The 23,645-nt window shown below is 72.9% G+C and carries 23 protein-coding genes; 10 read left to right on the forward strand and 13 right to left on the reverse strand.

The genetic code is table 11. The annotated features are described in order from the left end of the window. The first annotated feature begins 74 nt into the window (after positions 1-74). Positions 75-851, forward strand: a complete 777-nt coding sequence (locus O2W53_RS20595) for a hypothetical protein (protein WP_269164929.1) — start codon at positions 75-77, stop codon at positions 849-851. A 7-nt stretch (positions 852-858) separates the two neighbouring features. Here the strand turns inward: O2W53_RS20595 and O2W53_RS20600 are convergent, their stop codons facing one another. Together O2W53_RS20600 and O2W53_RS20605 are read right to left on the reverse strand one after the other, a co-directional pair. Further along, on the reverse strand, positions 859-1,329 hold the full coding sequence (locus O2W53_RS20600) for an anthrone oxygenase family protein (protein ID WP_269164930.1): 471 nt from the start codon (positions 1,327-1,329) through the stop codon (positions 859-861). Then, complete coding sequence (locus O2W53_RS20605; protein ID WP_269164931.1) at positions 1,326-2,159, reverse strand: NAD(P)H-binding protein; 834 nt, start codon at positions 2,157-2,159, stop codon at positions 1,326-1,328. Before O2W53_RS20605 ends, O2W53_RS20600 begins: the two co-directional genes overlap by 4 nt. An 81-nt stretch (positions 2,160-2,240) precedes the next feature. Between O2W53_RS20605 and O2W53_RS20610 the strand changes: the two genes are divergently transcribed. Continuing rightward, positions 2,241-3,173, forward strand: coding sequence for an AraC family transcriptional regulator (locus tag O2W53_RS20610; protein WP_269164932.1), 933 nt, complete (start codon positions 2,241-2,243; stop codon positions 3,171-3,173). Here the strand turns inward: O2W53_RS20610 and dapC are convergent. Further along, complete coding sequence (dapC, locus tag O2W53_RS20615; RefSeq protein WP_269164933.1) at positions 3,170-4,273, reverse strand: succinyldiaminopimelate transaminase; 1,104 nt, start codon at positions 4,271-4,273, stop codon at positions 3,170-3,172. The genes O2W53_RS20610 and dapC overlap by 4 nt on opposite strands. Continuing rightward, the gene (gene fdxA, locus O2W53_RS20620; protein ID WP_014739194.1) at positions 4,270-4,590 is read right to left on the reverse strand and encodes a ferredoxin; all 321 of its coding nucleotides are present in this window, start codon (positions 4,588-4,590) and stop codon (positions 4,270-4,272) included. Before fdxA ends, dapC begins: the two co-directional genes overlap by 4 nt. Before the next feature lie 198 nt (positions 4,591-4,788). Between fdxA and O2W53_RS20625 the strand changes: the two genes are divergently transcribed. Both O2W53_RS20625 and O2W53_RS20630 read left to right on the forward strand, forming a co-directional pair. Continuing rightward, on the forward strand, positions 4,789-7,638 hold the full coding sequence (locus O2W53_RS20625) for a bifunctional diguanylate cyclase/phosphodiesterase (protein WP_269164934.1): 2,850 nt from the start codon (positions 4,789-4,791) through the stop codon (positions 7,636-7,638). 17 nt (positions 7,639-7,655) lie between these two features. Continuing rightward, on the forward strand, positions 7,656-8,408 hold the full coding sequence (locus O2W53_RS20630) for a GNAT family N-acetyltransferase (protein ID WP_269164935.1): 753 nt from the start codon (positions 7,656-7,658) through the stop codon (positions 8,406-8,408). Here O2W53_RS20630 and O2W53_RS20635 read toward each other — a convergent pair. From O2W53_RS20635 to O2W53_RS20665, 7 genes are all read right to left on the reverse strand, one after another. Next, on the reverse strand, positions 8,365-8,781 hold the full coding sequence (locus O2W53_RS20635; RefSeq protein ID WP_269164936.1) for a hypothetical protein: 417 nt from the start codon (positions 8,779-8,781) through the stop codon (positions 8,365-8,367). The genes O2W53_RS20630 and O2W53_RS20635 overlap by 44 nt on opposite strands. Continuing rightward, positions 8,778-9,674: an N-acetyl-1-D-myo-inositol-2-amino-2-deoxy-alpha-D-glucopyranoside deacetylase gene (gene mshB, locus O2W53_RS20640; protein WP_269164937.1), complete on the reverse strand. Its 897-nt coding sequence runs from the start codon at positions 9,672-9,674 to the stop codon at positions 8,778-8,780. The genes O2W53_RS20635 and mshB overlap by 4 nt, the downstream gene beginning before the upstream one ends. A 289-nt stretch (positions 9,675-9,963) precedes the next feature. Next, positions 9,964-11,028 (reverse strand): ABC transporter ATP-binding protein, encoded by a 1,065-nt coding sequence (locus tag O2W53_RS20645; protein WP_269164938.1) that lies wholly within the window; start codon positions 11,026-11,028, stop codon positions 9,964-9,966. After that, the gene (locus O2W53_RS20650) at positions 11,025-12,323 is read right to left on the reverse strand and encodes an ABC transporter ATP-binding protein (protein WP_269164939.1); all 1,299 of its coding nucleotides are present in this window, start codon (positions 12,321-12,323) and stop codon (positions 11,025-11,027) included. Before O2W53_RS20650 ends, O2W53_RS20645 begins: the two co-directional genes overlap by 4 nt. An 8-nt stretch (positions 12,324-12,331) precedes the next feature. Then, on the reverse strand, positions 12,332-13,288 hold the full coding sequence (locus O2W53_RS20655; protein ID WP_269164940.1) for an ABC transporter permease: 957 nt from the start codon (positions 13,286-13,288) through the stop codon (positions 12,332-12,334). A gap of 27 nt (positions 13,289-13,315) precedes the next feature. Continuing rightward, positions 13,316-14,305 (reverse strand): ABC transporter permease, encoded by a 990-nt coding sequence (locus O2W53_RS20660; protein WP_269164941.1) that lies wholly within the window; start codon positions 14,303-14,305, stop codon positions 13,316-13,318. Positions 14,306-14,540: 235 nt separating this feature from the next. Next, the gene (locus O2W53_RS20665; protein WP_269164942.1) at positions 14,541-16,262 is read right to left on the reverse strand and encodes an ABC transporter family substrate-binding protein; all 1,722 of its coding nucleotides are present in this window, start codon (positions 16,260-16,262) and stop codon (positions 14,541-14,543) included. A gap of 396 nt (positions 16,263-16,658) precedes the next feature. Here O2W53_RS20665 and O2W53_RS20670 point away from each other — a divergent pair, with 396 nt between their 5' ends. Then, a complete protein-coding gene (locus O2W53_RS20670) occupies positions 16,659-16,829 on the forward strand; it encodes a CsbD family protein (RefSeq protein WP_269164943.1) in 171 nt (56 codons plus the stop codon). A gap of 69 nt (positions 16,830-16,898) precedes the next feature. Here the strand turns inward: O2W53_RS20670 and O2W53_RS20675 are convergent, their stop codons facing one another. After that, positions 16,899-17,651, reverse strand: coding sequence for a (deoxy)nucleoside triphosphate pyrophosphohydrolase (locus O2W53_RS20675; protein WP_269164944.1), 753 nt, complete (start codon positions 17,649-17,651; stop codon positions 16,899-16,901). Positions 17,652-17,678: 27 nt separating this feature from the next. Here O2W53_RS20675 and O2W53_RS20680 point away from each other — a divergent pair, with 27 nt between their 5' ends. From O2W53_RS20680 to O2W53_RS20695, 5 genes are all read left to right on the forward strand, one after another. After that, on the forward strand, positions 17,679-18,161 hold the full coding sequence (locus O2W53_RS20680; protein ID WP_231558426.1) for an RrF2 family transcriptional regulator: 483 nt from the start codon (positions 17,679-17,681) through the stop codon (positions 18,159-18,161). A gap of 51 nt (positions 18,162-18,212) precedes the next feature. Continuing rightward, positions 18,213-18,299, forward strand: coding sequence for a putative leader peptide (locus O2W53_RS24000; protein WP_371327776.1), 87 nt, complete (start codon positions 18,213-18,215; stop codon positions 18,297-18,299). 93 nt (positions 18,300-18,392) lie between these two features. Next, entirely contained in the window at positions 18,393-20,072 is a 1,680-nt protein-coding gene (locus tag O2W53_RS20685) for a nitrite/sulfite reductase (protein WP_269164945.1), read from the forward strand. 163 nt (positions 20,073-20,235) lie between these two features. Continuing rightward, the gene (locus O2W53_RS20690) at positions 20,236-20,949 is read left to right on the forward strand and encodes a phosphoadenylyl-sulfate reductase (RefSeq protein ID WP_269164946.1); all 714 of its coding nucleotides are present in this window, start codon (positions 20,236-20,238) and stop codon (positions 20,947-20,949) included. Between the two features lie 31 nt (positions 20,950-20,980). Further along, entirely contained in the window at positions 20,981-21,289 is a 309-nt protein-coding gene (locus tag O2W53_RS20695) for a 4a-hydroxytetrahydrobiopterin dehydratase (RefSeq protein ID WP_269164947.1), read from the forward strand. 55 nt (positions 21,290-21,344) lie between these two features. Here the strand turns inward: O2W53_RS20695 and O2W53_RS20700 are convergent, their stop codons facing one another. Then, positions 21,345-23,576 (reverse strand): PhoX family protein, encoded by a 2,232-nt coding sequence (locus O2W53_RS20700; protein WP_269164948.1) that lies wholly within the window; start codon positions 23,574-23,576, stop codon positions 21,345-21,347. Positions 23,577-23,645 lie beyond the last annotated feature (69 nt).

Genomic DNA, 23,645 nt, shown 5'->3' on the forward strand with positions numbered 1-23,645 from the left:
GCCGCCCCCCGGCGCGACCCGCCCCGCGGCGCCGTGCCCGCCGGACGAGCCCCGCACGGACGCTGTGGCCGCTGGTGCTCGTCGCCGCCCTCCTCGCCGCCATCGCGCTGCTGTGGCGGGAGGAGGAGGGCACGCCGTCGGTGCTCGCCGGGTGCACGGTGCCCGGCTCGGACGTCAGCGTCACCGCCGAGCAGGCGGCCAACGCGGCGACGATCGCGGCGGTGGCCCGCTCGCGTGGCCTGCCGCCGCGGGCCACCGTCATCGCGCTGGCGACCGCGCAGCAGGAGTCCCGGCTGCGCAACCTCGACTACGGCGACCGTGACTCCCTCGGTCTGTTCCAGCAGCGGCCCTCGCAGGGCTGGGGCAGCGAGGCGCAGGTGCGGGACCCGGTCTACTCGGCCGGCAAGTTCTTCGACGGCCTGGTCGAGGTGCCCGGCTGGGAGACCGGACGGCTCACCGAGGTGGCCCAGGCGGTCCAGCGCAGCGGGTACCCGGAGGCGTACCAGCAGTGGGAGCCGATGGCGAGCGCGCTGAGCGGTGCCCTGCTCGCCACCTCTCCTTCCGCCCTGACCTGCGGCGCCGCTCCGGGCGCCGGGCCGGCCACCCTGGCCGATCGGACGGCCGTGGTCACCGAGGCCGCCCGGCGGGAGGCCGGCCCGCCGACGGTCGAGACCGACGGCACCGTCTCCATCGCCGGCGCCGGCTGGCCGGAGGCCACCTGGGCGGTGGCGCACGCCGAGGGCTTCGGACTCACCGAGGTGGCGATGGACGGCTGGCGCTGGACCCCCGCGGTCGGCTGGGAGAGCACCCCGAGCGCCTTCGAGCTCCCGCTCCGGCTCCGCCTGGAGTGACCGGCGGTCAGTCGGCCGACCCGAGCAGGAAGGCGGTCGCCGCGCCCGTCGCGGCGACCGAGCGCACGGTGTTCCACCGGGTCCAGCGGCCGGCGTTCTCCCGCCACGCCTCCGCCGCACCCGGCGCCGCGGCGTCCAGCCGGGCCAGCGCGTCGTTGAGCGGGACGTTCGCCAGCACGGTGACCCCGACGACCCCGAACAGGTACAGCGCGACCCCGGTCAGCACGGCCGGCCGACGGGCCCCGGCGAGCTCGGCCCCGCCCAGCACCAGGCAGACCAGCGCGGTCCCGAACAGCAGCGTCATGAAGCCCGGGCGGACCGCCGTGCGGTTGACCGACTGCATCGCCGTCGCACCGGCGGCCCCGGGCAGGGCGGTCAGCGCCGGCACCACCATCAGGCTGAAGACGGCGAAGGCCCCGGCGACCAGCCCGGACCCGATCGTCGCGACCACCAGCACGGGTGGGCGCTCCGCGGTCACGCCCGGCTCCCGGCGAGCGCGCTGCGCCGCACCGCGTCGGTGACGTCGGTGGCCGGGCGGCCCAGCGCCTGCTGCACCCCGCCGGTGGGCGCGGCGTTGCGGCCGTCCAGGACCTCGGTGAACAGGTGGGTCATCAGCTCGACCACCTCCGGCGGCGCGCCCTCCCCCGCCAGGGCAGCGGTGAACTCCGGGAGCGGCACCGACCGGAAGGCCACCGGCCGGCCCGTCGCCGCGGCGAGCTCGGCCACCGCCGCGGCGAAGGTCAGTGCCCGCGGCCCGGTCAGCTCGTGGGTGAGCCCGGCGTGCCCGTCCTCCAGCAGCGCGGCGACGGCCACGTCGGCGATGTCGTCGGCGTCCACGAACGGCTCGACCACGTCGTCCACGGGCAGCGCGAGCTCACCGGTGCGCACCGCATCGGCGAACTGGCCCTCGGTGAAGTTCTGCACGAACCAGCTGCAGCGCACCACGGTCCAGTCCAGCCCGGCGCTGCTGGCGGTCTCCCGTACCGCCTGCTCCGCCCGCTGCGCGGCGGGCTCGCCGCGGCCGGACAGCAGCACCACCCGGCCGACCCCGGCCCGGGCGGCCCGGTCGGTGAAGGCGGCCAGGACGTCGTCCGCCCCCGGGACGGCGAGGTCCGGCGCGTACGCCAGGTAGACCGCGGAGGCGCCGGCCAGCGCGGCGTCCCAGGTGGTGGGGTCGGCCCAGTCGAGCCGGCAGGCGGCGCTCCGGGACGCGACCCGCACGGGCACGCCCCGGGCCCGCAGTCGGTGGGCGATGCGGCGGCCGGTCGTCCCGGTGCCGCCGGTCACGAGGATCAGCTGTTCGGTCATGACGTCAGTACAGCGAGACGGATCGAGACGATCCATCGCCGAGGAGCGCGATGGCATGCGTCAGCGTCTACGCTGCGGCGCATGGACGCCGTCTCCGCCCTGCTCGACGGCCCGCACGCGCGTGGGGCGTTCCTGCTGCGCTCCCTGCTCAGCCCGCCCTGGTCGATGCGGATCGCCGACGAGGCTCCGCTGACCCTGCTCGCCGTCCTGCACGGCTCGGCGTGGGTGGTGCTCGCCGACGGGCGTACCGAGCGCATCGGCGCCGGCGCCGTCGCCCTGGTCCGCGGCCCGCAGCACTACACGGTGGCCGACGAGCCGTCGACGCCGCCGCAGGTGTCCGTCGGCCCCGGGCAGCAGTGCACCCCCGTCGGATCGGGCACCGGGATGGCCGAGCTGGGCACCCGCGCGTGGGGCAACGACGCCGCCGGGGGCACCGTGCTGCTCACCGGCACCTACCCCCAGCCCGGCGCGGTGGGCGAGCGGCTGGTGCGGGCGCTCCCGCCCCTGGTGGTCGTCCCCGCCGACGAGGGCACGTCCGCGGTGACCCGGCTGCTCGCCGCGGAGGTGGCCCGGGAGGCGCCTGGCCAGGAGGCCGTGCTGGACCGACTGTTGGACGTCACCCTCGTGTCCGCGCTGCGGGTCTGGGCCGCCCGCCCCGGGGCGCGCGCCCCCGGCTGGTACGTGGCCGCCGGCGACCCGGTCGTCGGGCCGGCGCTGACCCTGCTCCACGACCGCCCGGCGGAGCCGTGGACCGTCGCCTCGCTCGCCGACGGCGTCGGGGTCGCCCGGGCGACGCTGGCGCGGCGGTTCACCGAGCTCGTGGGCGAGCCGCCGATGAGCTACCTGACCAGCTGGCGGATCGCACTCGCCACCGACCTGCTCCGCGACCGCAGCCTGACCCTCTCCGGCATCGCCCACCGGGTGGGCTACGCCAGCCCCTTCGCGCTGAGCACCGCGTTCAAGCGGGCCACCGGGGTCAGCCCGGCGGCCCACCGCGCCACGCTCGCGGGCTAGCTGGTGAGGCGCTGCACGGCGGCGTCGATCCGCTCGTCGGTGGCGGTGAGCGCCAGCCGGACGTGCCGGCTCCCGGCCGGGCCGTAGAAGCTGCCGGGTGCGGCCAAGATGCCCAGCCCCGCGAGCCAGTCGATCGTCGCCCAGCAGTCCTCGTCGCGGGTGACCCAGAGGTACAGGCCCGCCTCCGAGTGGTCGATCCGGGCGCCGGTGGCCCGCACGGCCGGGGCCAGCCGGTCCCGGCGGGACCGGTAGCGCTCCCGCTGGGCGTCCACGTGGCCGTCGTCGGCCAGCGCGGCGGCCATCGCCGCCTGCACCGGCGTGGGCACCAGCAGACCGAGGTGGCGGCGCACCTCCCACACCCGGCGGACCAGCGCCGGGTCACCGGACAGCAGGCCGGCGCGGTAGCCGGCGGCGGTCGACTGCTTGGACAGCGAGTGGACGGCCAGCAGACCGGTGTGGTCCGGCCCGGCGACGTCGGGGTGCAGCACCGACCTCGGCCGGACGCCGTCCCAGCCCAGCTCGACGTAGCACTCGTCGGCCACCACGGGCACGCCGTGCGTGCGGCCCCAGGCCACCCAGGCGCGCAGCTCGTCGTCGGTGAGCACCCGGCCGTGCGGGTTGCCCGGCGAGTTCAGCCAGACCAGGACGGCGTCGCCACGGACCGCCGGCGGGGTGTCGGTGCGCTGCACGGAGAGCCCGGCCACGACGGCGCCCACCTCGTAGGTCGGGTAGGCGACCTCGGGGATGAGCACCGTCCCGGTGCCGGAGAGCCCCAGCAGCGTCGGCAGCAGCGCGACGAGCTCCTTGGAGCCCACCGTTGGGATCACCGACGGCACGGCCCCCAGCGGGTCGGCCAGCTGGACGCCGAGCCGGCGGGAGAGCCAGCCGGCCGCCGCCCGCCGCACGTCCACGGTGCCCAACGCCGTCGGGTAGCCGGGGGCGTTGCCGGCCGCTGCCAGCGCCTCCCCCAGCAGGGCCGGGGTCGGGTCCACCGGCGTGCCGATCGACAGGTCGACCGCGCCACCGGGGTGCTCAGCGGCGCGAGCGCGGGCGGGGCCCAGCGAGTCCCAGGGGAAGTCCGGCAGCCGGACCGTGCTCACTCGCCCTGGGGCGGGAGCGCGGCCACCAGCGGGTGGTCCTTGTTGATCTTGCCGGTCTTGGCGGCGCCGCCGGGGCTGCCCAGGTCGGAGAAGAACTCCACGTTGGCGTTGTAGAAGTCCTTCCACTTGTCCGGGACGTCGTCCTCGTAGTAGATGGCCTCCACCGGGCAGACCGGCTCGCAGGCGCCGCAGTCCACGCACTCGTCGGGGTGGATGTAGAGCATCCGGTCGCCCTCGTAGATGCAGTCCACCGGACACTCGTCGATGCACGCCTTGTCGAGGACGTCGACACAGGCCTGGGTGATGACGTAGGTCACGGGGTTCCTCCGGGACGTGCGGGGCGGTGAGCTCCCTGGCGGGCCAGGGACTGCGGTGGATCATGTCCAGTATCACCCGAGGCCTGCCCGCTCAGCGCGATGGGTGGGCCGCCGACGCGCCGCCGGACCGCGCCACCCGATCGGGGGGTGACCTGCCGCACACCCTCAAGAGCCGGCCCGTCCCGCCGATGGAGCGGTGTGTCAGAGTCGAGGACGTCCGGCGACGGGGTGCAGGCGCAGGGTGACCCGCCCTCGCCGTACGACGCCGTCGCCGCCCTCGAACAGCTCATGCTCCGGCTGCAGCGCACCTCCGGCGCCAGCCGGGTCGCCGTCTGGGTGCACGAGGCCAGCACCGGCGTCGCCGTCCCCTTCCGCCAGGTCCGCTCCGGTGGACCGGTCGGTCAGGTGCCGCCCGGCGAACGGGTGCCGCTGTCCCTGGAGCGTTCACCGGTGCTCTCCGCGGTGATCGGCGAACGCCGCACCCTGAACATGCACCTCGACGACGCCCCGCGGTCGCTCGCCGACGAGGCGGACCGCTACGGCGTCCGCTCCGCCCACGGCGAGCCGCTCCTGGTGGGCGACGAGGTCGTCGGTGCCCTCGTCATCGAACCGGCCGCGGCGGCCTCGGCGTCGCAGCTGCGGCACGCCACCCCGCGGCTGGCGGTGGCCCTGCAGGAGGCCTGGACGCGCCGGTCGGAGCAGCGCCGGCTGGCCCAGGCCGAGGTGCTGCTCGGGCTGATCGAGAGCGCGGCCCTCGCCCGGTCGATGGACCAGCTCCTCGGCTCGGCCTGCGAGCAGCTCGCCGCGCTGGGCGAGGTCCACCGCGCCTGCGTCTTCCTGCTGGAGGACGGCGTCCTGGTGCCACGGATGGCCAGCTATGCCGACGGCCGGCGCGACATCGGCTCCTGGACGCAGTTCCGCCAGGCACCGGAGCCGCTCCGGCTGGCCGACGAGGTGCTGCGCACCGGTCGCCCGATGTCCGCCGACCGGGACTCCGAGCTGCTGACCGGCTGGTGGGTCGACGCGTTCGGCATCGCCTCGGGCCTCGCCGTGCCCCTGGGCCGCAGCCCCCAGCTGTCCGGCGTGCTGACTCTGGACAGCCCCTCGATCCAGCCCTTCTCCGAGGACGTCCGCCGGCTCGCCTCGGCCGCCGGTGCACACCTGGGTGGGGTCATCGAGCAGGCGCGCGCCACCGAGGCCCGCGCCGCATCGCTCAGCACCGCCCGCGCCGTCCGCCAGCTGCTCGTCGACGGGGCGTCGGCGACCGGGGTGGCCGAGGCCGCCGAGGTGCTGGCCACCGTCGTGCGGGGACTCGCCGGCACCGAGCGCAGCGCCGCCTACCTGCTCGACGACGCCGGCCGACTGGGCGAGGTGCGCCACGTCGGGTGGCCCGAGCAGAACATCCAGGTGATCCGCGACCGGCTGGTCGGCCAGGACGTCAGCGACGTCCGGCTGTGGCAGCTGACCGTCCGCGACCGACGCCCGGTCTTCGTCCCCGACGCCGTCGCCAGCGACCTGCTGGACGCCGACCTGGTGCAGGCGCTGGGCCTCACCTCCTACCTCAGCGTGCCGCTGCTGTCCGGCGACCGGCTGCTCGGCATGGTCGTCACCGGCTCCTCCAGCGGGACCGGCGAGTGGTCCCCGTCGCTGCGCCAGGCCGTCCAGCAGGTGGTGCTCGAGGGGGCCCTGGTCGTGCAGAACGCCGAGCTGCGGGCGGTGGAGCAGCTGCGCGTCCAGCAACTGGCGCTCGAGGCGCACAACGACCCGCTCACCGGCCTGGCCAACCGACGGCGCTTCACCGAGGAGCTGGAGCGCACCGTCTACGCGACGCCCGCCCGGTCCTGTGCGGTGCTGATGATCGACCTGGACCGCTTCAAGGAGGTCAACGACAGCTTCGGGCACAGCGTCGGCGACGAACTGCTGCGCCTGGTCGGCCCCCGCCTCGAGCAGCCCCTGGGACCGGCGGACCTGCTGGCCCGGATGGGGGGCGACGAGTTCGCCGTCCTGCTGCCCGACGCCGACGCGGCCCGGGCCCAGGAGGTCGCCGACCGGCTCGGCGCCGCCCTGCGCGAGGCCTTCGTGCTCGACGGCATGTCGCTGCACGTCGACGCCAGCATCGGCATCGCGGTGTGCCCCGACCACGGCCGGGACCGCTCGCTGCTGCTCGCCCGTGCCGACACCGCGATGTACTCGGCCAAGCGGGCCCGGGACGGCTCCCAGGTCTGGACGCCGGACGGCGCCACGGACCCCCGCGACCGGCTGCAGACCCTCGAGGAGCTGCGCGCCGCGCTCGACTCCGACCAGCTCGTGCCGCACTACCAGCCCCAGCTGGACCTGCGCAGCGGCCAGGTCACCGGCGTGGAGGCGCTGGTGCGCTGGGAGCACCCCGAACGGGGCCTGCTCGCCCCGGACACCTTCCTCGGCCTCGCCGAGCAGGCCGGCCTGATGCGCCGGCTCGCGCTGCGGGTGCTGGAGCGCTCCCTCCGCGACCTGCAGGGCTGGCGGGCCGCCGGCCACGACCTGTCGGTCGCGGTGAACCTGTCGGTGTCCAACCTCGCCGACGTCGCCCTGCCCGACCAGGTCGCCATGCTGCTGGAGGCGACCGAGGTGCCGGCCGCCGCGCTCACCCTGGAGATCACCGAGGACGTGCTGATGGCCGACGCGGCGCGCAGCTCCCAGGTGCTCGCCGGGCTGCGGGCCCTCGGCGTCCGGCTCTCGATCGACGACTACGGCACCGGCTACTCGTCCCTGTCGTACCTGCGTGCGCTGCCGGTGCACGAGCTGAAGCTGGACCGGAGCTTCGTCGGCCAGCTCACCTCCGACGTCCGGGCGGCGGCCATCGTGCGCAGCACGCTGCAGCTGGGCCGGGACCTGGGGATGACGATCGTGGTGGAGGGCGTCGAGGACGCCGCCGCGCTGGCCGCCCTGCGGGAGTGGCGGTGCGACGTCGCCCAGGGCTACCACGTGGCCCGGCCGATGGCGGCCGAGCACGTCCTCGACTGGCTCGCCGAGCGGCTGCCGACCCCGGTGACTGCCCCGCCCACCTGAGACCGCAGGATCGACCCATGGGACAGCGGCGCTCACCCCTGGGGGTACCGGAGCTGGAACTGCTGGCCGCCCGTGGCTGGCAGGCCCTGGCGGAGGAGCGGCTGGGCGACTGGCTGCTGCGCGCCGGTGGTGGCTTCACCGGGCGGGCCAACTCGGCGCTGGTCGTCGGTGACCCCGGGCTGCCGCTGCCCGAGGCGGTCGCCGCCGTCACCCGCTGGTACGACGACCGGGGTCTCCGGCCGTCCGCCCAGCTGCCCGGCGTGCAGTCCCGGCGCGCCGATGCGGCCTTCGACGCGGCCGGGTGGACCCGGGACGAGGACGTGCTGGTGCTCACAGCACCGGTCGGTCGGTCGGCCGAGCCCGCCGTCCCGGTCGACCTCTCCCCCACGCCGGACGACGCCTGGCTGGCCGGCTACCGGCACCGGGGGGCGGCGCTGCCGCCGGTCGCCCGCCAGGTGCTCACCTCCGCCGCGGACGTCGTCTTCGCCTCGGTGCGCCTCGACCCGGCGCCGGCCCCGCTGGCGGCGGTCGCCCGGGGGGCACTGACCGACGGCTGGCTGGGGGTCACCGCGGTCACCGTGGCCGAGGAGCACCGGCGTCGCGGGCTGGCCACCGCCGTGATGGCCGCGCTGGGACGGTGGGCGGCCGAACGGGGCGCGCACTCGGTCTACCTGCAGGTGACCGCCGGGAACGCCGCAGCCCGGGCGCTCTACCGGCAGGCGGGGTTCATCGAGCACCACCGCTACCACTACCGGCACCGGCCGGCCTGACCGGCGCAGCGCCCAGCGCCCGGCCGACGGCGAAGGCGGCAGCCACCACGCCGAGCAGCAGGAACCCGAGGGTGGTCGCCTGCGTGACCGCGTCGCCGCCGGGGAGCAGCAGGTCGCCCTCCGGCCGGCGCATCGTGCCGGTCAGCGCGACGGCCAGCCAGACCACGGCGGGCAGGACGGCGACCAGCCGCGAGCCCGACAGCCGGCGGGCCGCGTCGACCAGCAGCAGGTTGCCGACCACGGCCACGAGCAGGGACAGCGGCACCGGGACCCCGCCGACCCGCCAGGGCAGCCAGAGCACCTCGACCAGCGCGAGCCAGCCGGCGACGACCACCGCCGCGACCGACCAGCCCAGCAGTCGGAGCACCCTCACCCCGGCAGCCCGGCGAACAGGTCGTCCTCCCAGCCCTGCGGGCCCGACCCGGCCGGGCCCCGCTCCCCGCGCACCAGCCGGTAGTGCTCGGTGGCCAGCACCTCCTGGCCCAGGTTGTTCGACAGCGCGAAGAACGGGCCGTCCACCGTCATCTGGGTCGGGTGGGCGCGCATCGCGGCCTCCTTGGCCCCGGCGTGGGCGCGGGCGTCGACCTCGGTGGTGACGACGTCGTCGGCGACGGCGAACGGCACCTCGTCCAGGTCGCCCAGCGCGGCGAAGGGCGACTCCTCCCCCAGGGCGGCCATCGCGTCGATGCCCCGCTGCACGACCGAGCGGGGCACGGCGTTCCAGTAGACCTTCGCCACCTGCCAGGCCGGCCCGAGGTCGGCCCGGTAGCCGGGGTCGGCGGCCGCCTCCACCGCACCCATCGCGACCCGGTGCGCCTGGATGTGGTCGGGGTGCCCGTAGCCGCCGTCCTCGTCGTAGGTGACCAGCACCTGCGGGCGCACCTCACGGACGACGGCGACCGCGTGCGCGACCGCCTCGTCCAGGTCGGCCCGCCAGAAGGCGCGGGGCGCGTCGTTGGCCGCCGTCCCCATCATCCCGGAGTCGCGGTACCGGCCCGCCCCGCCGAGGAAGCGCCAGTCGGTGACGCCGAGCGCGGCCATCGCCGCGGCCAGCTCACCGATCCGGTAGCCGCCGAGCTGGTCGGCCTGGTCGGCGGCCAGCTGGGCGAGCTCGGGCACCAGCACCTCGCCCTCCTCCCCCAGCGTGCAGGTGAGCAGGGTGACGTGCGCCCCCTCGGCGACGTACCGGGCCATCGTGGCCCCGTTGTTGATCGTCTCGTCGTCGGGATGGGCGTGCACGAGCATCAGCCGGCGTGGAGCAGTCACACGAGCAATTACACCGTGACGGCCCAGGACGCTCGTACCCGTGTCCGCCAACGGACGCGAGCGGAGCGAGCTGTCGGTGCCAGGCGCGGCGTCCGGAGGACTCCCGCCTGCCACCGACGGAAGCGCGTCACAGCGGCCGACCCGCGCCTCGGCCGCGCAGCAGTACGCGAGCGGAGCGAGCTGTCGGATCCGAGCACGGGCCCGGAGGGTCCTGCTCAGATCCGACCAAACGGCTCAACGCCAGCCGGGCACGGCACCTGGCCGCGGTGCGATCCGGAGGATCGCCATGTCACAGCACCGACTTGACCTCGGCGTAGTGGCAGGCGTTGAGGTGGCCGGCGCCGCGGTCCTCGAGCTTCGGGTCCTCCGTCATGCAGATCTCGCGCTGGCCGTCGGTGAGCTCGTTGGCGAACTTCTGGCAGCGGGTGCGGAACCGGCACCCCGAGGGCGGGTTGGCCGGGCTCGGGACGTCACCGGTGATGATGATCCGCTGCCGGGCGCGCTCGCGGCGCGGGTCGGGCAGCGGGATCGCCGACAGCAGCGCCTGCGTGTACGGGTGCGCCGGGCGGTTGAACAGCTCCTCCTGGTCGGCGGTCTCGATGATCCGGCCCAGGTACATGACCGCGACCCGGTCGGAGATGTGCCGGACCACCGACAGGTCGTGGGCGATGAACAGGTAGCTCAGCCCCAGGTTGCTCTTCAGGTCCTCGAGCAGGTTGATGACGCCGGCCTGGATCGAGACGTCCAGCGCCGACACCGGCTCGTCGAGGACCAGCACCTTGGGCTGCAGCGCGAGCGCGCGGGCGATCCCGATGCGCTGCCGCTGTCCACCGGAGAACTCGGCCGGGTACCGGTTGGTGTGCTCCGGGTTCAGCCCGACGGTCTCCACCAGTTCCTTCACCCGGGAGCGCAGCTCGGCCGTGTCCTTGGTGAGCCCGTGGATGATCATGGGCTCGGCGACGATGTCGAAGACCGGCAGCCGCGGGTTCAGCGAGGCGTAGGGGTCCTGGAAGACCAGCTGGATGTCCCGGCGCAGCGGGCGCATCTGCTTGCGGTTGAGCCCGACGATCTCCCGACCCTCGAAGACCACCGAACCGCCGGTCGCCGGCTGCAGGTTGAGGATGGCGCGGCCGGTCGTGGACTTGCCGCACCCGGACTCACCGACCAGGCCGAGCACCTCACCGGGGTAGAGGTCCAGGTCGACGCCGTCGACGGCACGAACGGCGCCGACGGTCCGCTTGATCAGGCCGCCGCCCTTGATCGGGAAGTGCTTCTCCAGGCCGCGCACCGACAGGATCGGCTCGCCGCGGTCGGGCGCACCGTCGGCAGGGCGCTGGGTGGTGGGGGCGGTCATGCCCGGTCTCCGTTCGTGGGGCGTGGCGGGGCGCTGACGACGCTCTGGGTGCCGGCGTCGCTCTGACCGGCCCGGGGCGCGGTCTGGTCGCCGGGCGGGACGGCGGGACCGTCGCCGTCCAGGTCGCTCTGGGCGTCGGCGACTCCGGCCGGGACCCGTGCCGCCTCGAGGGTGGCGTCGTCGGCGGACTCGCTGAAGATGTCGGCGGCTCGCCCGTGGGCGGCGGCGACCTCCTCGGTGCGGATGCAGGCGGCGGTGTGACCGGGGCCGACCTGGAACCGCTCGGGCTCGGCCTCGTCGCACTCGGCGATGTGCAGCGGGCAGCGCGGCGCGAACGGGCAACCGGGCGGCATGTTGACGACCGAGGGGGGTGCGCCCTTGATCGGGGTGAGCCGCTCCCGGGTGGCGGAGTCCAGCCGGGGCAGTGAGCCCAGCAGCCCGAGGGTGTAGGGCATCCGGGGCTCGTAGTAGATGTCCTCGACGCTGCCGATCTCCACCGGCCGCCCGGCGTACATGACCAGGACGCGGTCGGCGATGCCGGCCACGACACCCAGGTCGTGGGTGATCATGACCATCGCGGCGCCGGTCTCCTGCAGGGCCGTCTGCAGCACCTCGAGGATCTGCGCCTGGACGGTGACGTCGAGAGCCGTGGTCGGCTCGTCGGCGATGATCACCTCGGGCTGGTTGGCCATGGCGATCGCGATGACCACCCGCTGGCGCATGCCGCCGGAGAACTCGTGCGGGTAGGCGTCCACGCGGTCGCCGGCGTTGGGGATGCCGACCAGTTCCAGCAGCTCCACGGCCCGCGCCTCGGCGGCCTTCGAGGACAGCTGCTTGTCGTGGATGCGCAGCGTCTCCTCGATCTGCGCGCCGACCTTGTAGACCGGGTCCAGCGACGTCATCGGGTCCTGGAAGATCATCGAGACCCCCTTGCCGCGGATCCGCGACATGCTGCGGTCGCTCTGCCCGAGCAGCTCCTGGCCGCGGTACTTGATCGAGCCGGTGACCCGGGCGGAGCCGGGCAGCAGCCCCATCACCGCCAGCGAGGTCACGGACTTGCCGGAGCCGGACTCGCCGACGATGCCGAGCACCTCACCGGAGCGCAGCGAGTAGTCGACCCCGCGGACGGCGTGGACCAGGCCGTCCTCGGTGGGGAACCGGACGTTGAGGTCGGTGACCTCCAGCAGCGGCGCCGCCGGGTCGAAGTCGGGGAGGCTGGTGGTCCGGCCCTGGGTCATGGTGCCCGTGGAGGTGGCACCGGACGTGGTGGGGCCCGTGGTCCCGATCGTGGACATGGAGCTCCTCAGGCCCGCACGCGGCGGTTGCTCGGGTCGAAGGCATCGCGGATCCCGTCGCCGATCAAGTTGATGGACAGCACGATGATCAGCAGGGTGATGCCGGGGAAGTAGAAGAGCCAGGGGCGGGTGCTCGCGGCCTGGACACCGTCGGACACCAGCCGCCCCAGCGAGGTCTGGTTGGCGCCGTTGACGCCGAAGCCCAGGTAGGTCAGCGAGGCCTCGAGGATGATCGCGGTGGCGGCGGCCAGCGTCGTCCAGACGATCAGCGACCCCAGCGCGTTGGGGATCAGGTGCTTGAAGATGATCCGCACGTTCGAGGCGCCCATCGCGTGCGCGGCCTCGACGTACTCCTTCTCGCGCAGGGAGAGGAACTGGCTGCGCACGATCCGGGCGAGGTCCAGCCAGCCGAACAGCCCCAGGATGATCCCGACGCCCAGCGGGGTGCGGGAGCCCGGGAAGTTGCTGGCCACGACGATCAGCACGACCAGCAGCGGCACGGTGAGGATCAGGTCGACCAGCCGCATCAGGACGCTGTCGACCCACCTGCCGAAGTACCCGGCCAGCGCCCCGACCAGCAGGCCGAGCGGGAGCGCGATCGCCACGAAGAGCAGGACGATGAACAACGAGCGCTGGACCCCGGTCATGAGCCCGGCCATCAGGTCACGGCCGATCGCATCGCTGCCCAGCAGGTAGCTCGCGGTGCCCGGGGGCACCGACTGGAAGTCCCGGTCCTGGTCGGCGTAGTCGACACCGGTGACCAGCGGGCCGAGGAACCCGAAGGCCAGCAGCAGCAGGAAGATGACCAGCCCGGTCATGCCCACCTTGTTGCGCAGGAAGCGGCCGAAGATCTGCTGGCGCTGGCTGCGCGCCTTGACGGTGAACTCGCGTTCGACCCCGCCGCCCTCGGGGGTGCCGGGTGTCGCGGGGACCACGGGTCCGGTGGTGGTCTGAGTGGTGGCCATGGGCTCGTTCCTTCTCGCGGGGCCGGGTCAGGACAGCCGGATGCGCGGGTCGAGCACCGCGTACAGGAGGTCGGCGACCAGGTTGAAGACGACGATGAACACGGCGCTGACCAGCAGCCAGCCCAGCACCACGTTGATGTCCTCCTGGCCGATTCCGTTTCTGATCAGGTACTCGCCCATGCCGTGCCAGACGAAGACCGTCTCGGTGATGACCGCGCCGCCGAAGAGCGTGCCGATGCCCAGCGCGACCACCGTGGTCAGCGGGATCAGCGCGTTGCGCAGCCCGTGCTTGACCACGGTGCGGCGGTAGGTGAGCCCCTTGGCCCGGGCCAGGCGGATGTAGTCCGACCCCAGCACGTCCAGCATGGCCGCACGCTGGAACCGGCTCCAGGCGGCGAAGGACAGCGCAGCCAGGCTGACCGTGGGCAGCACCAGGTGCCCGAGCCGGTCGGACCAGAGTTCCCAGCCGGATGCGTACAGCGACAACCCCGGCGTCTCCTCACCGATCGTGTACAGGAGCTGTTGCCCGAAGATGTCGTTGACGCCGCCGGCGACGTACTCCTTGAGCAGCGCGGCGAACCAGAAGGTCGGCAGGGCGATGAGGATGTACGCGATGAAGGTGAAGGTGTAGTCCGACGCCTTGTACTGCCGGACCGCGCCGATGACGCCCACGATGATCGCCAGCAGGATGGCGATCACGATGGCCCCGATGATCATCCGGCCGGTCACCAGCAGCCGCGGCCAGAGCTGGTCGACGACCGGTGTGCCGTTGATCGTCTCGCCGAAGTCGCCGGTGAGCGCCCCGGAGAGCCAGCGCCAGTACCGGACGAAGAAGTTGTCGTTCAGGCCCAGCGTCTCGCGGAGGTTGTTGAAGAACGACTCCGGCGGCCGGGGGTTCTGCGTGTAGTACCTCTCCAGCGGGTCGAAGCTCGCCGCGCACAGCGCGAACACCAGGAACGAGCTGACCAGCAACACGAGGACCGACGCGAGCAGACGCCGGATCGTGAAGAAGAACATGTGGTGACCTTACGCCGAGAGCGGAAGCCGTCCGGTCGAACGACCAGTTCAGCGTGCCTTCGCCGGACCCGCGCAGGTCGTGCTGGGTCCGGACGCACCGCGACCCCCGGGAACGGTCTCCCCGGGGGCCACGGCAGCCGGTGGCCGGCGCCGCCGAGGGCGGCGCCGGTCCGGGTGGTGCAGTCGTGCTCAGGTGGTGCTCAGCCGCGCTGGGTGGTGCTCAGCGTGCTGCGGGTCACTCGATCGTCCAGGTCTCCGAGTTCCACAGCGGACCGGCCTCGGTCGGGTTGTCCTGCACACCCTCGATGTTCGCCTGGTGCGCGATGAAGGTCGGCTTCTGGTAGAGCGGGATGGTGGCCATCTGCTCCCAGAGCAGCCCGTCGATCTGGTTGCCCAGCTCGGCCTGCCGCTCGCGGTCCGGCTCGGTGGCCAGCTCGGCGAAGAGCGCGTCGATCTCGGGGTTGCCGATCCGGCTGTAGTTCTGCTGGATGTTGTCACCCTGCGGCGACTGGTAGATCGACTGCGAGGAGGTGATGAACGGGTTGCCCACCCAGGCGAAGAGCGCTGCCTGGAAGCCACCACCCTCCAGCGAGGACGGCTTCTCGGCACCGGCGAAGATGTCCGGGTTGGCGTTGAACGACGCGTTGATCCCGGCCTCGGCCAGCTGCGGGATCATGACCTCGATCGTGGTCTGCCGCAGCGGGTTGTTCTCCGTGGTGTCGATCTGGATGTTCAACGGGCCACGCTCGGGGTGGGTGTAGACGCCGTCCGGACCAGCGGTGTAGCCGGCCTGCTCCAGCAGCTGGCGAGCCAGCTCGACGTTCTGCTCCTTGACCTCGTCCGGCGCGGTGTCCTCGTACTCCGGCTGGGTGTTCAGCCAGATCCGGTTGTTCAGCACCTGTGCGTCGGAGGAGAACTGCCCGACGGTCTGGTCCACGATCTCCTGGCGGTCCAGGGCGTACGCGATGGCCTGGCGCACCAGCGGGTCCCCGAGGTGGGGGTCCTGGGTGTTGAGGTCGAGGTGCTCGAAGGTGAGACCGAAGTTGATCTCGCTCTCGACGTTCGGCTCCAGGGCCTGGACCTGCTCGACGAGGTCGAGCTGCGGCTGCGGGTAGATGACGCCGAGCTCACCGCTCTGCAGGCCCTGGACGGCGGTCGTCGGGTCGTTGCCGATGTTCTGGATGATCAGCTGCTCGAGCTGCGGCCCGTCGCCCCACCACTCGGGGTTGGGCTCGAGCACGATGACCTGCGCACCGGCGTCGACGTTCGACACCTGCCACGGGCCACCGGAGATGCCCTCCGGCAGACCCTCCGAGATCGGCCACCCCTCGGTGATCGTCTCGCAGACCGCGGCCGGGTCGTCGGCGTCCATGAGGTGGGACGGCAGCAGGTTCTCAAAGTTGCCCTGCCAGTCGGCGAAGGGCGTCTCGTAGGTCACGACGACGGTCTTCTCGTCCTCGCCGGGCTCGATCGAGGCGATCTGCTCGTAGCCGGTGGTCGACAGCACCGCGGGGCAGCCGCCGTCGGCCGGGTCACCGCTGCGGTTGGCCCGCCAGGTGAACTCGAAGTCGTCCACGGTGATCGGGGTGCCGTCGCTCCACACCGCGTCCGGGTTGATCTCGTAGGTGTTCACCTGCTGGCCGTCGACCTCCTCGAGGGTCGGCTCGCCGGTGAAGAGGTCCTCGTTGAACTCGACGGTGAAGTCGGGCTGGACCTGGTAGGCCGAGGGCAGCACCTTGATCAGGACGTTGGCCACCGAGGTGGCGTTGCCCGCGGCGATGTTCGGGTACAGGTTCTCCGGGAAGTCGGTCGACTCACCGAAGACCACGCGACCCGAGCCGCCACTGGCCTCGCCGCCGCCCTCGCCGTCGTCGCTGCCACCACCACACGCCGAGAGCGCCATCACACCGGTGAGCCCGGTTGCGATGAGCATGGAAGTGCGCTTGCTCAACTTCACGTTCGCTTGCCTCCTCGACCCGCAGGAGCGGGGGGAACGATCAGGTCTGACCGACCGGGGATCGCCCGGCGGACTGGGCACCTACATGAACACGCACTGTCATCCAGCTGTCGGGACGCTTTCGGACGAGCGCAACGGCCAGACCCTAGGCAGTGCTGGAAGAGGCCGTCCACGGCCGTCATCATTTTGTGACCTGTGCGAACGACCATGGCTGGGAACCTGAAACATCGTGGCAATACGACGCCCTCGGCCGCACACTTTCCGGCCGTCCGGAGCACACCCCGTAGAACGTGATCTTGCCGCGCGCGCGGGCCGCTCACTGAGCGTGTGCGCCCACCGCAGCCGGGTACCGCTGCACCGACGCCGGTCCCCGGCGTCCACGACGGAGGAGTCCCCATGAGCGGCATGGACAAGATGAAGAACAAGGCCCAGGAGCTGTCCGGCAAGGGCAAGGAGGCCGTCGGCGACGCCACCAACGACCCCGACCTGAAGGCCGAGGGCCAGAACGACCAGGCTGCGGGCAACGTCAAGCAGGCCGGCGAGAAGGTCAAGGACGTCTTCAAGTGACCCGGTCCTGAGCCGTGTCGAGAGCGCCGTCCCCGGTCCGCCGGGGGCGGCGCTCTCGCATCGGGCGGGTCAGCGGCGGGCGAGGAGGGCACGGACGGCGGGGAGCAGCGGACGGTCGGCCGGGATCCACGCCAGGTCGTCCAACTCCTCGGGCCCCAGCCAGCGCAGCTCGCTGTGCTCGTGGGCGACCAGCTCACCTGCGGTGATCCGGCCCCCGTACAGACGCAGGGTCGAGGCGCCCGGCAGGCCGCCGGCGACCACGCCGTCCAGCGGCACCTCCCCGAGGAACGCCTCGGGCGCGATCCCGACACCGAGCTCCTCCCGGCACTCCCGGACCAGCGCCGACACCTCGGGCTCCCCCGGCTCGACCTTGCCGCCGGGGAACTCCCACAGCCCGGCCAGCGGCCCCGAGCCCCGCTGGGCGACCAGCACCCGCTGCCGGTCGTCGACCAACGCAGCACCGACGACCTGGGTGACCTCCTGCGCCCGCCGGCCGGCCGCCGCTGCGTAGGCGTCCAGGTGTGCCTGCATGGCCCGCGCGACCCGGCGCCGCGGCACCAGCCCGGCCAGCCACGCCGGCAGCGCGGCCTCCGCGTCGACCTGCTCCTCGACGAGCGTGCCGGCTGCGGTGGCGGTGAAGGAGCGGGTGTGGACCAGGGTCCGCCAGCCGCTGCCGGCCGCCGCGACGTGCACGTCGCGCCAGGGCCGCTCCGAGACGACCTCCTGCAACGGGTGCGGCCACGGCCGCCCCAGGGACCGGGCGACGTCGAAGGCGACGGTCAGGGGCGCCTCCACCAAGGTGGTGAACCGCAGCTGGAACACGGGGAGCAGCGTCGCAGACACGGCAGGATGGACGTCGTGCGCATCTCCGCCCGGGTCGACTACGCAGTCCGCGCCGCCGTCGAACTCGCCGCCGTGGCACCCGACTCGCTGACCTCCGAGCGGATCGCCCAGGCACAGGGCATCCCGGCCCGCTTCCTGCAGGCCATCCTCGGCGACCTCCAGCACGCCCGGCTGGTGACCAGCCAGCGCGGCCGGGAGGGCGGCTACCGGCTGGCGATGCCGCCGTCGGAGATCTCCGTCGCCCGGGTCATGCGGGTGGAGCAGGGCTTCCTCGCCGAGGTGCACGGGCAGCGCCCCGAGGACGTCGAGTACCCGGGCGCCGCCGGGCCGCTCGCCTCGGTGTGGGTGGCGGCCCGGGAGTCCTACCGCCGGGTGCTGGAGAACGTGACCCTGGCCGACGTCGTCGCCGGCACCATGCCGCCGCACGTGGCCGAGATGATCGAGCTGGACAGTGCGTGGCGCTCCTTCGGCGTCCCGGCCGCGGACTGACCGCGAGCGCGGACGGGAACACGAGTCGGCTCGGTGTGGCACGATCGAACCGTGACGGACTGCGGCGCCCTTCTCGTGGAGCGCCTGCACGTCGACCTGGCGCGGGTCTCCAGCGCCGCCTGTCGCGCCGCGCGCTGACCAACGGCCCGCTCCCCCGCAGCTTCCCTGCTGCACCCACACCCGGCCGCGTCGCGCACGCTCGGCGTGCTGGCGCAGAGGAGAACGACTGACGTGTCGACCCCCACCCGCAGCAGCAACCGCCCCGTCCGCGGACAGGGGCAGTGGGCGCTGGGCTACCGCGAGCCGCTGAACCCGAACGAGCGGATGAAGAAGGACTCCGACGGGTTGGACGTGCGCCAGCGGATCCTGGACATCTACGCGCACACCGGTTTCGACGGCATCGACCCCGGCGACCTGCGCGGCCGGATGCGCTGGATGGGCCTGTACACCCAGCGGGCCCAGGGCATCCCCGGCGGCAAGACCGCCGTGCTGGAGGCCGAGGAGCTCGAGGACTCCTACTTCATGATGCGGGCCCGCATCGACGGCGGGGCGCTGACCAGTGAGTCGCTCCGGGTCATCGGCGGGATCAGCACCGAGTTCGGCCGGGACGTCGCCGACGTCACCGACCGCCAGAACGTCCAGTACCACTGGATCCGGATCGAGGACGTGCCGGAGATCTGGCGACGGCTCGAGTCGGTCGGCCTCAGCACGATGGAGGCCTGCGGAGACGTCCCGCGCGTGATGCTGAACTGCCCGATGGCGGGGGTCCTCGCCGACGAGGTGATCGACGCCTCCGAGGTGCTGGCCGAGACGGTCGCGAAGTACCTGGGCGACCCGGCGTTCAGCAACCTGCCGCGCAAGTGGAAGACGTCGATGTCCGGCTGCGTCGACCACTGCACCGAGCCCGAGATCGACGACGTCTCCTTCGTCGGCGTGGTGAACGAGGCCGGCGAGGCCGGTTACGACCTGTGGGTCGGCGGCGGCCTGTCCACCAACCCGATGTTCGCCAAGCGGATCGGCGTCTTCGTCCGCCCCGACCAGGTCACCGACGTCTGGGCCGGCTGCACCTCGATCTTCCGCGACTACGGCTACCGCCGGTCCCGCAACCACGCCCGGATCAAGTTCCTGATGGCCGACTGGGGCCCGGAGAAGTTCCGCCAGGTGCTGCAGGACGAGTACCTGCACGCCGAGCTGCCCGACGGCCCGGCTCCCGCACCGGCGGCGCACGACCAGCGCGACCACGTCGGGGTCAGCAAGCAGAAGGACGGCAACAACGCGCTGGGCTTCGCGCTGCGCACCGGCCGGATCAGCGGCACGCTGCTCACCCGGATCGCCGACCTCGCCGAGGAGTACGGCACCCAGGGCGGGCGCATCCGGACCACGACCCAGCAGAAGCTGGTCATCCTCGACGTCCCCGACGACCGGGTCGAGGACCTGGTCGCCGCGCTGGCCGAGCACGACCTGCTGGTGCGCCCGAGCGCCTTCCGCCGCGGCACCATGGCCTGCACCGGGCTGGAGTTCTGCAAGCTCGCGATCGTCGAGACCAAGCAGCACGCCCAGGAGCTGTACGCCGAGCTGGAGCGCCGGCTGCCGGAGTTCGACGAGCCGATCGGGATCAACGTCAACGGCTGCCCGAACAGCTGCGCCCGGTTCCAGACCGCCGACATCGGCTTCAAGGGCATGATCGTCCGCAACGCGGCAGGTGAGAGCGTCGAGGGCTTCCAGGTCCACCTGGGCGGCCACCTCGGTGTCGACGCCTCCTTCGGCCGGAAGTTCCGCGGCCACAAGATCGCCAAGGAGGAGACCGCGGACTACTGCGAGCGCGTGCTCCGCGGCTACCTGGACCGCCGTGAGCCCGGCGAGCGGTTCGCTGCCTACGTGGCGCGGGCCGACGATGAGTGGCTGGTGTGACAGACAGCACGTCCGGAAGGACGCGCCAGCTGCCACCGTTCCACTGTCCGTACTGCGGCGAAGAAGACCTCACCCCGCACGGTGACGATGCGACCGGCTGGCACTGCGGTGCCTGCCTGCGGACCTTCACCCTGCGGCTGACCGGAACGGGGGTGCAGCACCCATGACGATCGCGATCACCACACCGACGCCGGAGCTCGCGGCCGAGGCCGATGCGCGCTTCGAGGGCATCACCGACCCGGTCGAGCAGGCGCTGGCCGTGCTCACCTGGGCCGGGGAGACGTTCGGCGACTCCTTCGCCATCACCTCCTCGATGGCCGACGGGCTGCTGGCGCACCTGGCCAGCCGCGCCGTCCCCGGCGTGAACGTCGTCTTCCTCGACACCGGCTACCACTTCGCCGAGACGATCGGCACCCGTGACTGGATCACCGGCGTCCTGCCGATCACGCTGCACAACGTCCAGCCGCTGCTGACCGTCGCCGAGCAGGACGCCGAGCACGGGCCCAAGCTCTTCGAGCGCGACCCCGACCTCTGCTGCTCGATGCGCAAGGTGCAGCCGCTGGCGCAGGCGCTGGCCGGCTTCACCGCCTGGGGGTCGGGCGTGCGCCGCGACGAGTCCGCGACCCGGACGGGCACCCGGGTCGTCGACTGGGACGCCAAGCGCGGCATGGTCAAGGTCAACCCGTTGGCCGCCTGGACCCAGGACGACGTCGACGGCTACGTCGCCGAGCACCAGGTGCCGGTCAACCCGCTGTCGGAGATCGGCTACGCCTCGATCGGCTGCGCGCCCTGCACCCGCCCGGTTGCCCCGGGCGAGGACCCGCGCGCCGGCCGCTGGGCCGGCAAGAACAAGGTCGAGTGCGGGCTGCACACCTGATCCTGTCGGACCCGGCGAGCACACTGCCGGCATGGCCCGCCGCATCCTGCTGACCCCTGACGAGCTCTCCGACGCCCTGGAGGAACTGCCCGAGTGGGCGGGGGACGTCCACGGCATCCACCGCAGGGTGAAGGGGATCGACTTCCGCGGCGCAGCCCGGTGCGTGACAGCCCTGGCCGACGTCGCCGAGGAGCTGGACCACCACCCCGACGTCGAGATCAGCTACGGCAACCTCACCGTCCACCTGATCACCCACTCGGTGGACGGCGTCACCGAGCTCGACGTCGAGTTCGCCCGCCGAGCCGATGTGCACCTCGACGACGCCGGCGAGACCGCGTAGGGCGTGACGCAGCAGGAGCCCGGCCGCTGTCCGGCCGGGCTCCTGCGTCAGCTGGTCAGCTGCCGATCCGACCGCCGTCGGTCCGGAAGACGACCGCCACGCTGGGCCGCGGGAACGGCCGCTCGGCCAGCCGGTCCGGCCAGGTGCTGGACGGCGACTCCCGCGTCGACCCGGTCGTCTCGCCGGGGTGCTGCACCGAGACGAAGACGGAGCGGGAGTCCGGGGTGATCAGCGGCCCGCTGCACTCCGCACCGACCGGCACCGTGAGGAACGCCTTGAGGTGACCGCGCTCCGGTCCGGCCGTCGGCACGGCGAAGAGCCCGTCGTTGGTCCCGGCGTACGTGCCGACCTCCCGGTTCCGGGTGGAGAGCACGTTCCCGTCGGTGGAGATCCACAGGTTGCCGGACAGGTCGAACTCCAGGTTGTCCGGACAGGACAGGGCACTGACCTGGGACTTGTCGTAGCCGGCGAAGTACGTCCCGGGGGTCTCCGGGTCACCGGCCACGATGAACACCCGCCAGTAGAAGTCGTCCCCGGCGATCCCGTCGGTCTCCAGCCACTCCAGCACGTGGCCGTTGCGGTTGCCGGCCCGCTCCTCGTAGGTGCCGTCCTCGACGTCGAAGGCGAAGGACCGGGACACCGGGTTCGGCTCGTCGGCGACCTCGCGCCGCGAGTTGTTGGTCAGCGCGGCGTAGACCCGGCCGTTGACCGGGTTCACCTGGATGTCCTCGGGCCGGTCCATCTGGGTGGGCAGCTGGGACGGGTCGAGGACCACCGGGGCGGCCGGGTCGGGGAAGTCGCCGTTGGCGTCCAGCTCCTTGCCCAGCCGGTCGGCGGCCAGCCGGGTGAAGGTCAGCACCCAGGGCACCGACTTGCCCGGGATCATCGACTGCCCGTCCTTCACCAGCGGGATCCACTGGCCGGTGCCGTCGAACTCGCCGTCGGCCGGCACGGTCGCCAGGCCGTCGATCTGCTCCGGCGGCGAGTCGCCGGTGAAGCGAGCGACGTAGAGGTCGCCCTCCTCCAGCAGGGTCATGTTGTGCGCGCGCGACGCACGGTCGATGCCTGGCCGGTAGCGCGCCTTGGACACGAACTTGTAGATGTAGTCGAACCGCTCGTCGTCACCGGAGTACGCGACCACCCGGCCGTCCTCGGCGATCTGAACGTTGGCGCCCTCGTGCTTGAACCGACCGAGGGCGGTGCGCTTCTTCGGGGTGGACGTGGGGTCGTACGGGTCGAGCTCCACGACGTAGCCGAAGCGGTTCACCTCGTTGGGCTCGCGGGTGAGGTCGAAGCGAGGGTCGATCTCGTCCCACCGGCGGCCGGGGAGCTCCTCGGTGGAGATCCCGTAGCGGGCCAGCCGGGGTTCCCGCGCGTCCTCCGTGATGACCGTCGACGTCCCGAAGTACTGGTTGAAGTTCTCCTCCCCGTGCAGGGTGGTGCCCCACGGCGTCGTCCCTCCGGCGCAGTTGTTCAGCGTCCCGAGGACGTGCCGGCCCGCCGGGTCGGCGCTGGTCCGCACGTACTCGGACCCGGCCACCGGCCCGGTCAGCTCCAGGGTGGTCATCGCGGTGACCCGGCGGTTGCGCTTCCCCCGCCGGTCGGGAAGCCAGTTGCCCGTGTCCCCGTCCCGGGCCAGCTCGACGACCGAGATGCCGTGGGCCATCATCGCGATGCGCTTCTGCGCCTCGGTGGTGGGCGCCTCCTCGTCCGCCACGCCGGCGAACATCAGCTGCTCGTCGGTGTACTCGTGGTTGACCACCAGCAGCGCCCGCCGCCCCTTCCGGTCCAGCGGCAGCAGCCCGATGTAGTCGCAGTTGTAGCCGAACTGCATGGCCTGGGCCTCGGGCGTCTGGGCGTCGACGTCGAAGTCCGGGGCGTCCGGGAGCACCGGGTCGCCCCAGCGCATCACCACGCCGTAGGTGTAGCCGGTGGCGGTGACCAGTTCGTCGAGGAGGTTCTGCTCCACCGGCTCGAAGGTGAGCGGCGCGTTGGGCGCCGGCCGCCAGTCCAGCAGGTCCGTCGCCTCTGCCCGCGCGGGCGTGGCCTGCAGCGGACCGGCCGCCACGACCAGGGCTCCGGCCCCGGCGGCCTTCAGCATGGTCCGCCGGCTGAACGCGCCCTCGACGACCTCACCGATGGTGGGGTTGCCCGTGGTGTTCGGCACGGGGGTGTCGCAGGCGTTGCCGCACTTGTAGTAGCACGTCGTGTGGCTGCGGCTGCCGTGCCGTACGGAGTTCAGCAGCGGCAGCAGCAGACGGCGGCGGGCGGGGACGATGTCCGTCATGGGAGGGGTCCTCTGGTCGGGTGGACGGTCCGACCCCGGACGCTAGGAAGGCCCACCCACCCATCCGGT

This window comes from Modestobacter sp. VKM Ac-2978 (genome assembly GCF_026968025.1).
Classification (GTDB): Bacteria; Actinomycetota; Actinomycetes; order Mycobacteriales; family Geodermatophilaceae; genus Modestobacter.

Excerpts from the sequence above, each read along its gene's own strand:
- O2W53_RS20680 (WP_231558426.1), top strand. The coding sequence starts at position 17,679 with ATGGACGTCGTGCGCATCTCCGCCCGGGTCGACTACGCAGTCCGCGCC.
- O2W53_RS20645 (WP_269164938.1), bottom strand. The coding sequence starts at position 11,028 with ATGACCGCCCCCACCACCCAGCGCCCTGCCGACGGTGCGCCCGACCGC.
- O2W53_RS20670 (WP_269164943.1), top strand. The coding sequence starts at position 16,659 with ATGAGCGGCATGGACAAGATGAAGAACAAGGCCCAGGAGCTGTCCGGC.
- O2W53_RS20630 (WP_269164935.1), top strand. The coding sequence starts at position 7,656 with ATGGGACAGCGGCGCTCACCCCTGGGGGTACCGGAGCTGGAACTGCTG.
- O2W53_RS20655 (WP_269164940.1), bottom strand. The coding sequence starts at position 13,288 with ATGGCCACCACTCAGACCACCACCGGACCCGTGGTCCCCGCGACACCC.
- O2W53_RS20610 (WP_269164932.1), top strand. The coding sequence starts at position 2,241 with ATGGACGCCGTCTCCGCCCTGCTCGACGGCCCGCACGCGCGTGGGGCG.
- O2W53_RS20650 (WP_269164939.1), bottom strand. The coding sequence starts at position 12,323 with ATGTCCACGATCGGGACCACGGGCCCCACCACGTCCGGTGCCACCTCC.
- O2W53_RS20690 (WP_269164946.1), top strand. The coding sequence starts at position 20,236 with ATGACGATCGCGATCACCACACCGACGCCGGAGCTCGCGGCCGAGGCC.
- O2W53_RS20660 (WP_269164941.1), bottom strand. The coding sequence starts at position 14,305 with ATGTTCTTCTTCACGATCCGGCGTCTGCTCGCGTCGGTCCTCGTGTTG.
- O2W53_RS20605 (WP_269164931.1), bottom strand. The coding sequence starts at position 2,159 with ATGACCGAACAGCTGATCCTCGTGACCGGCGGCACCGGGACGACCGGC.
- O2W53_RS20695 (WP_269164947.1), top strand. The coding sequence starts at position 20,981 with ATGGCCCGCCGCATCCTGCTGACCCCTGACGAGCTCTCCGACGCCCTG.
- O2W53_RS20700 (WP_269164948.1), bottom strand. The coding sequence starts at position 23,576 with ATGACGGACATCGTCCCCGCCCGCCGCCGTCTGCTGCTGCCGCTGCTG.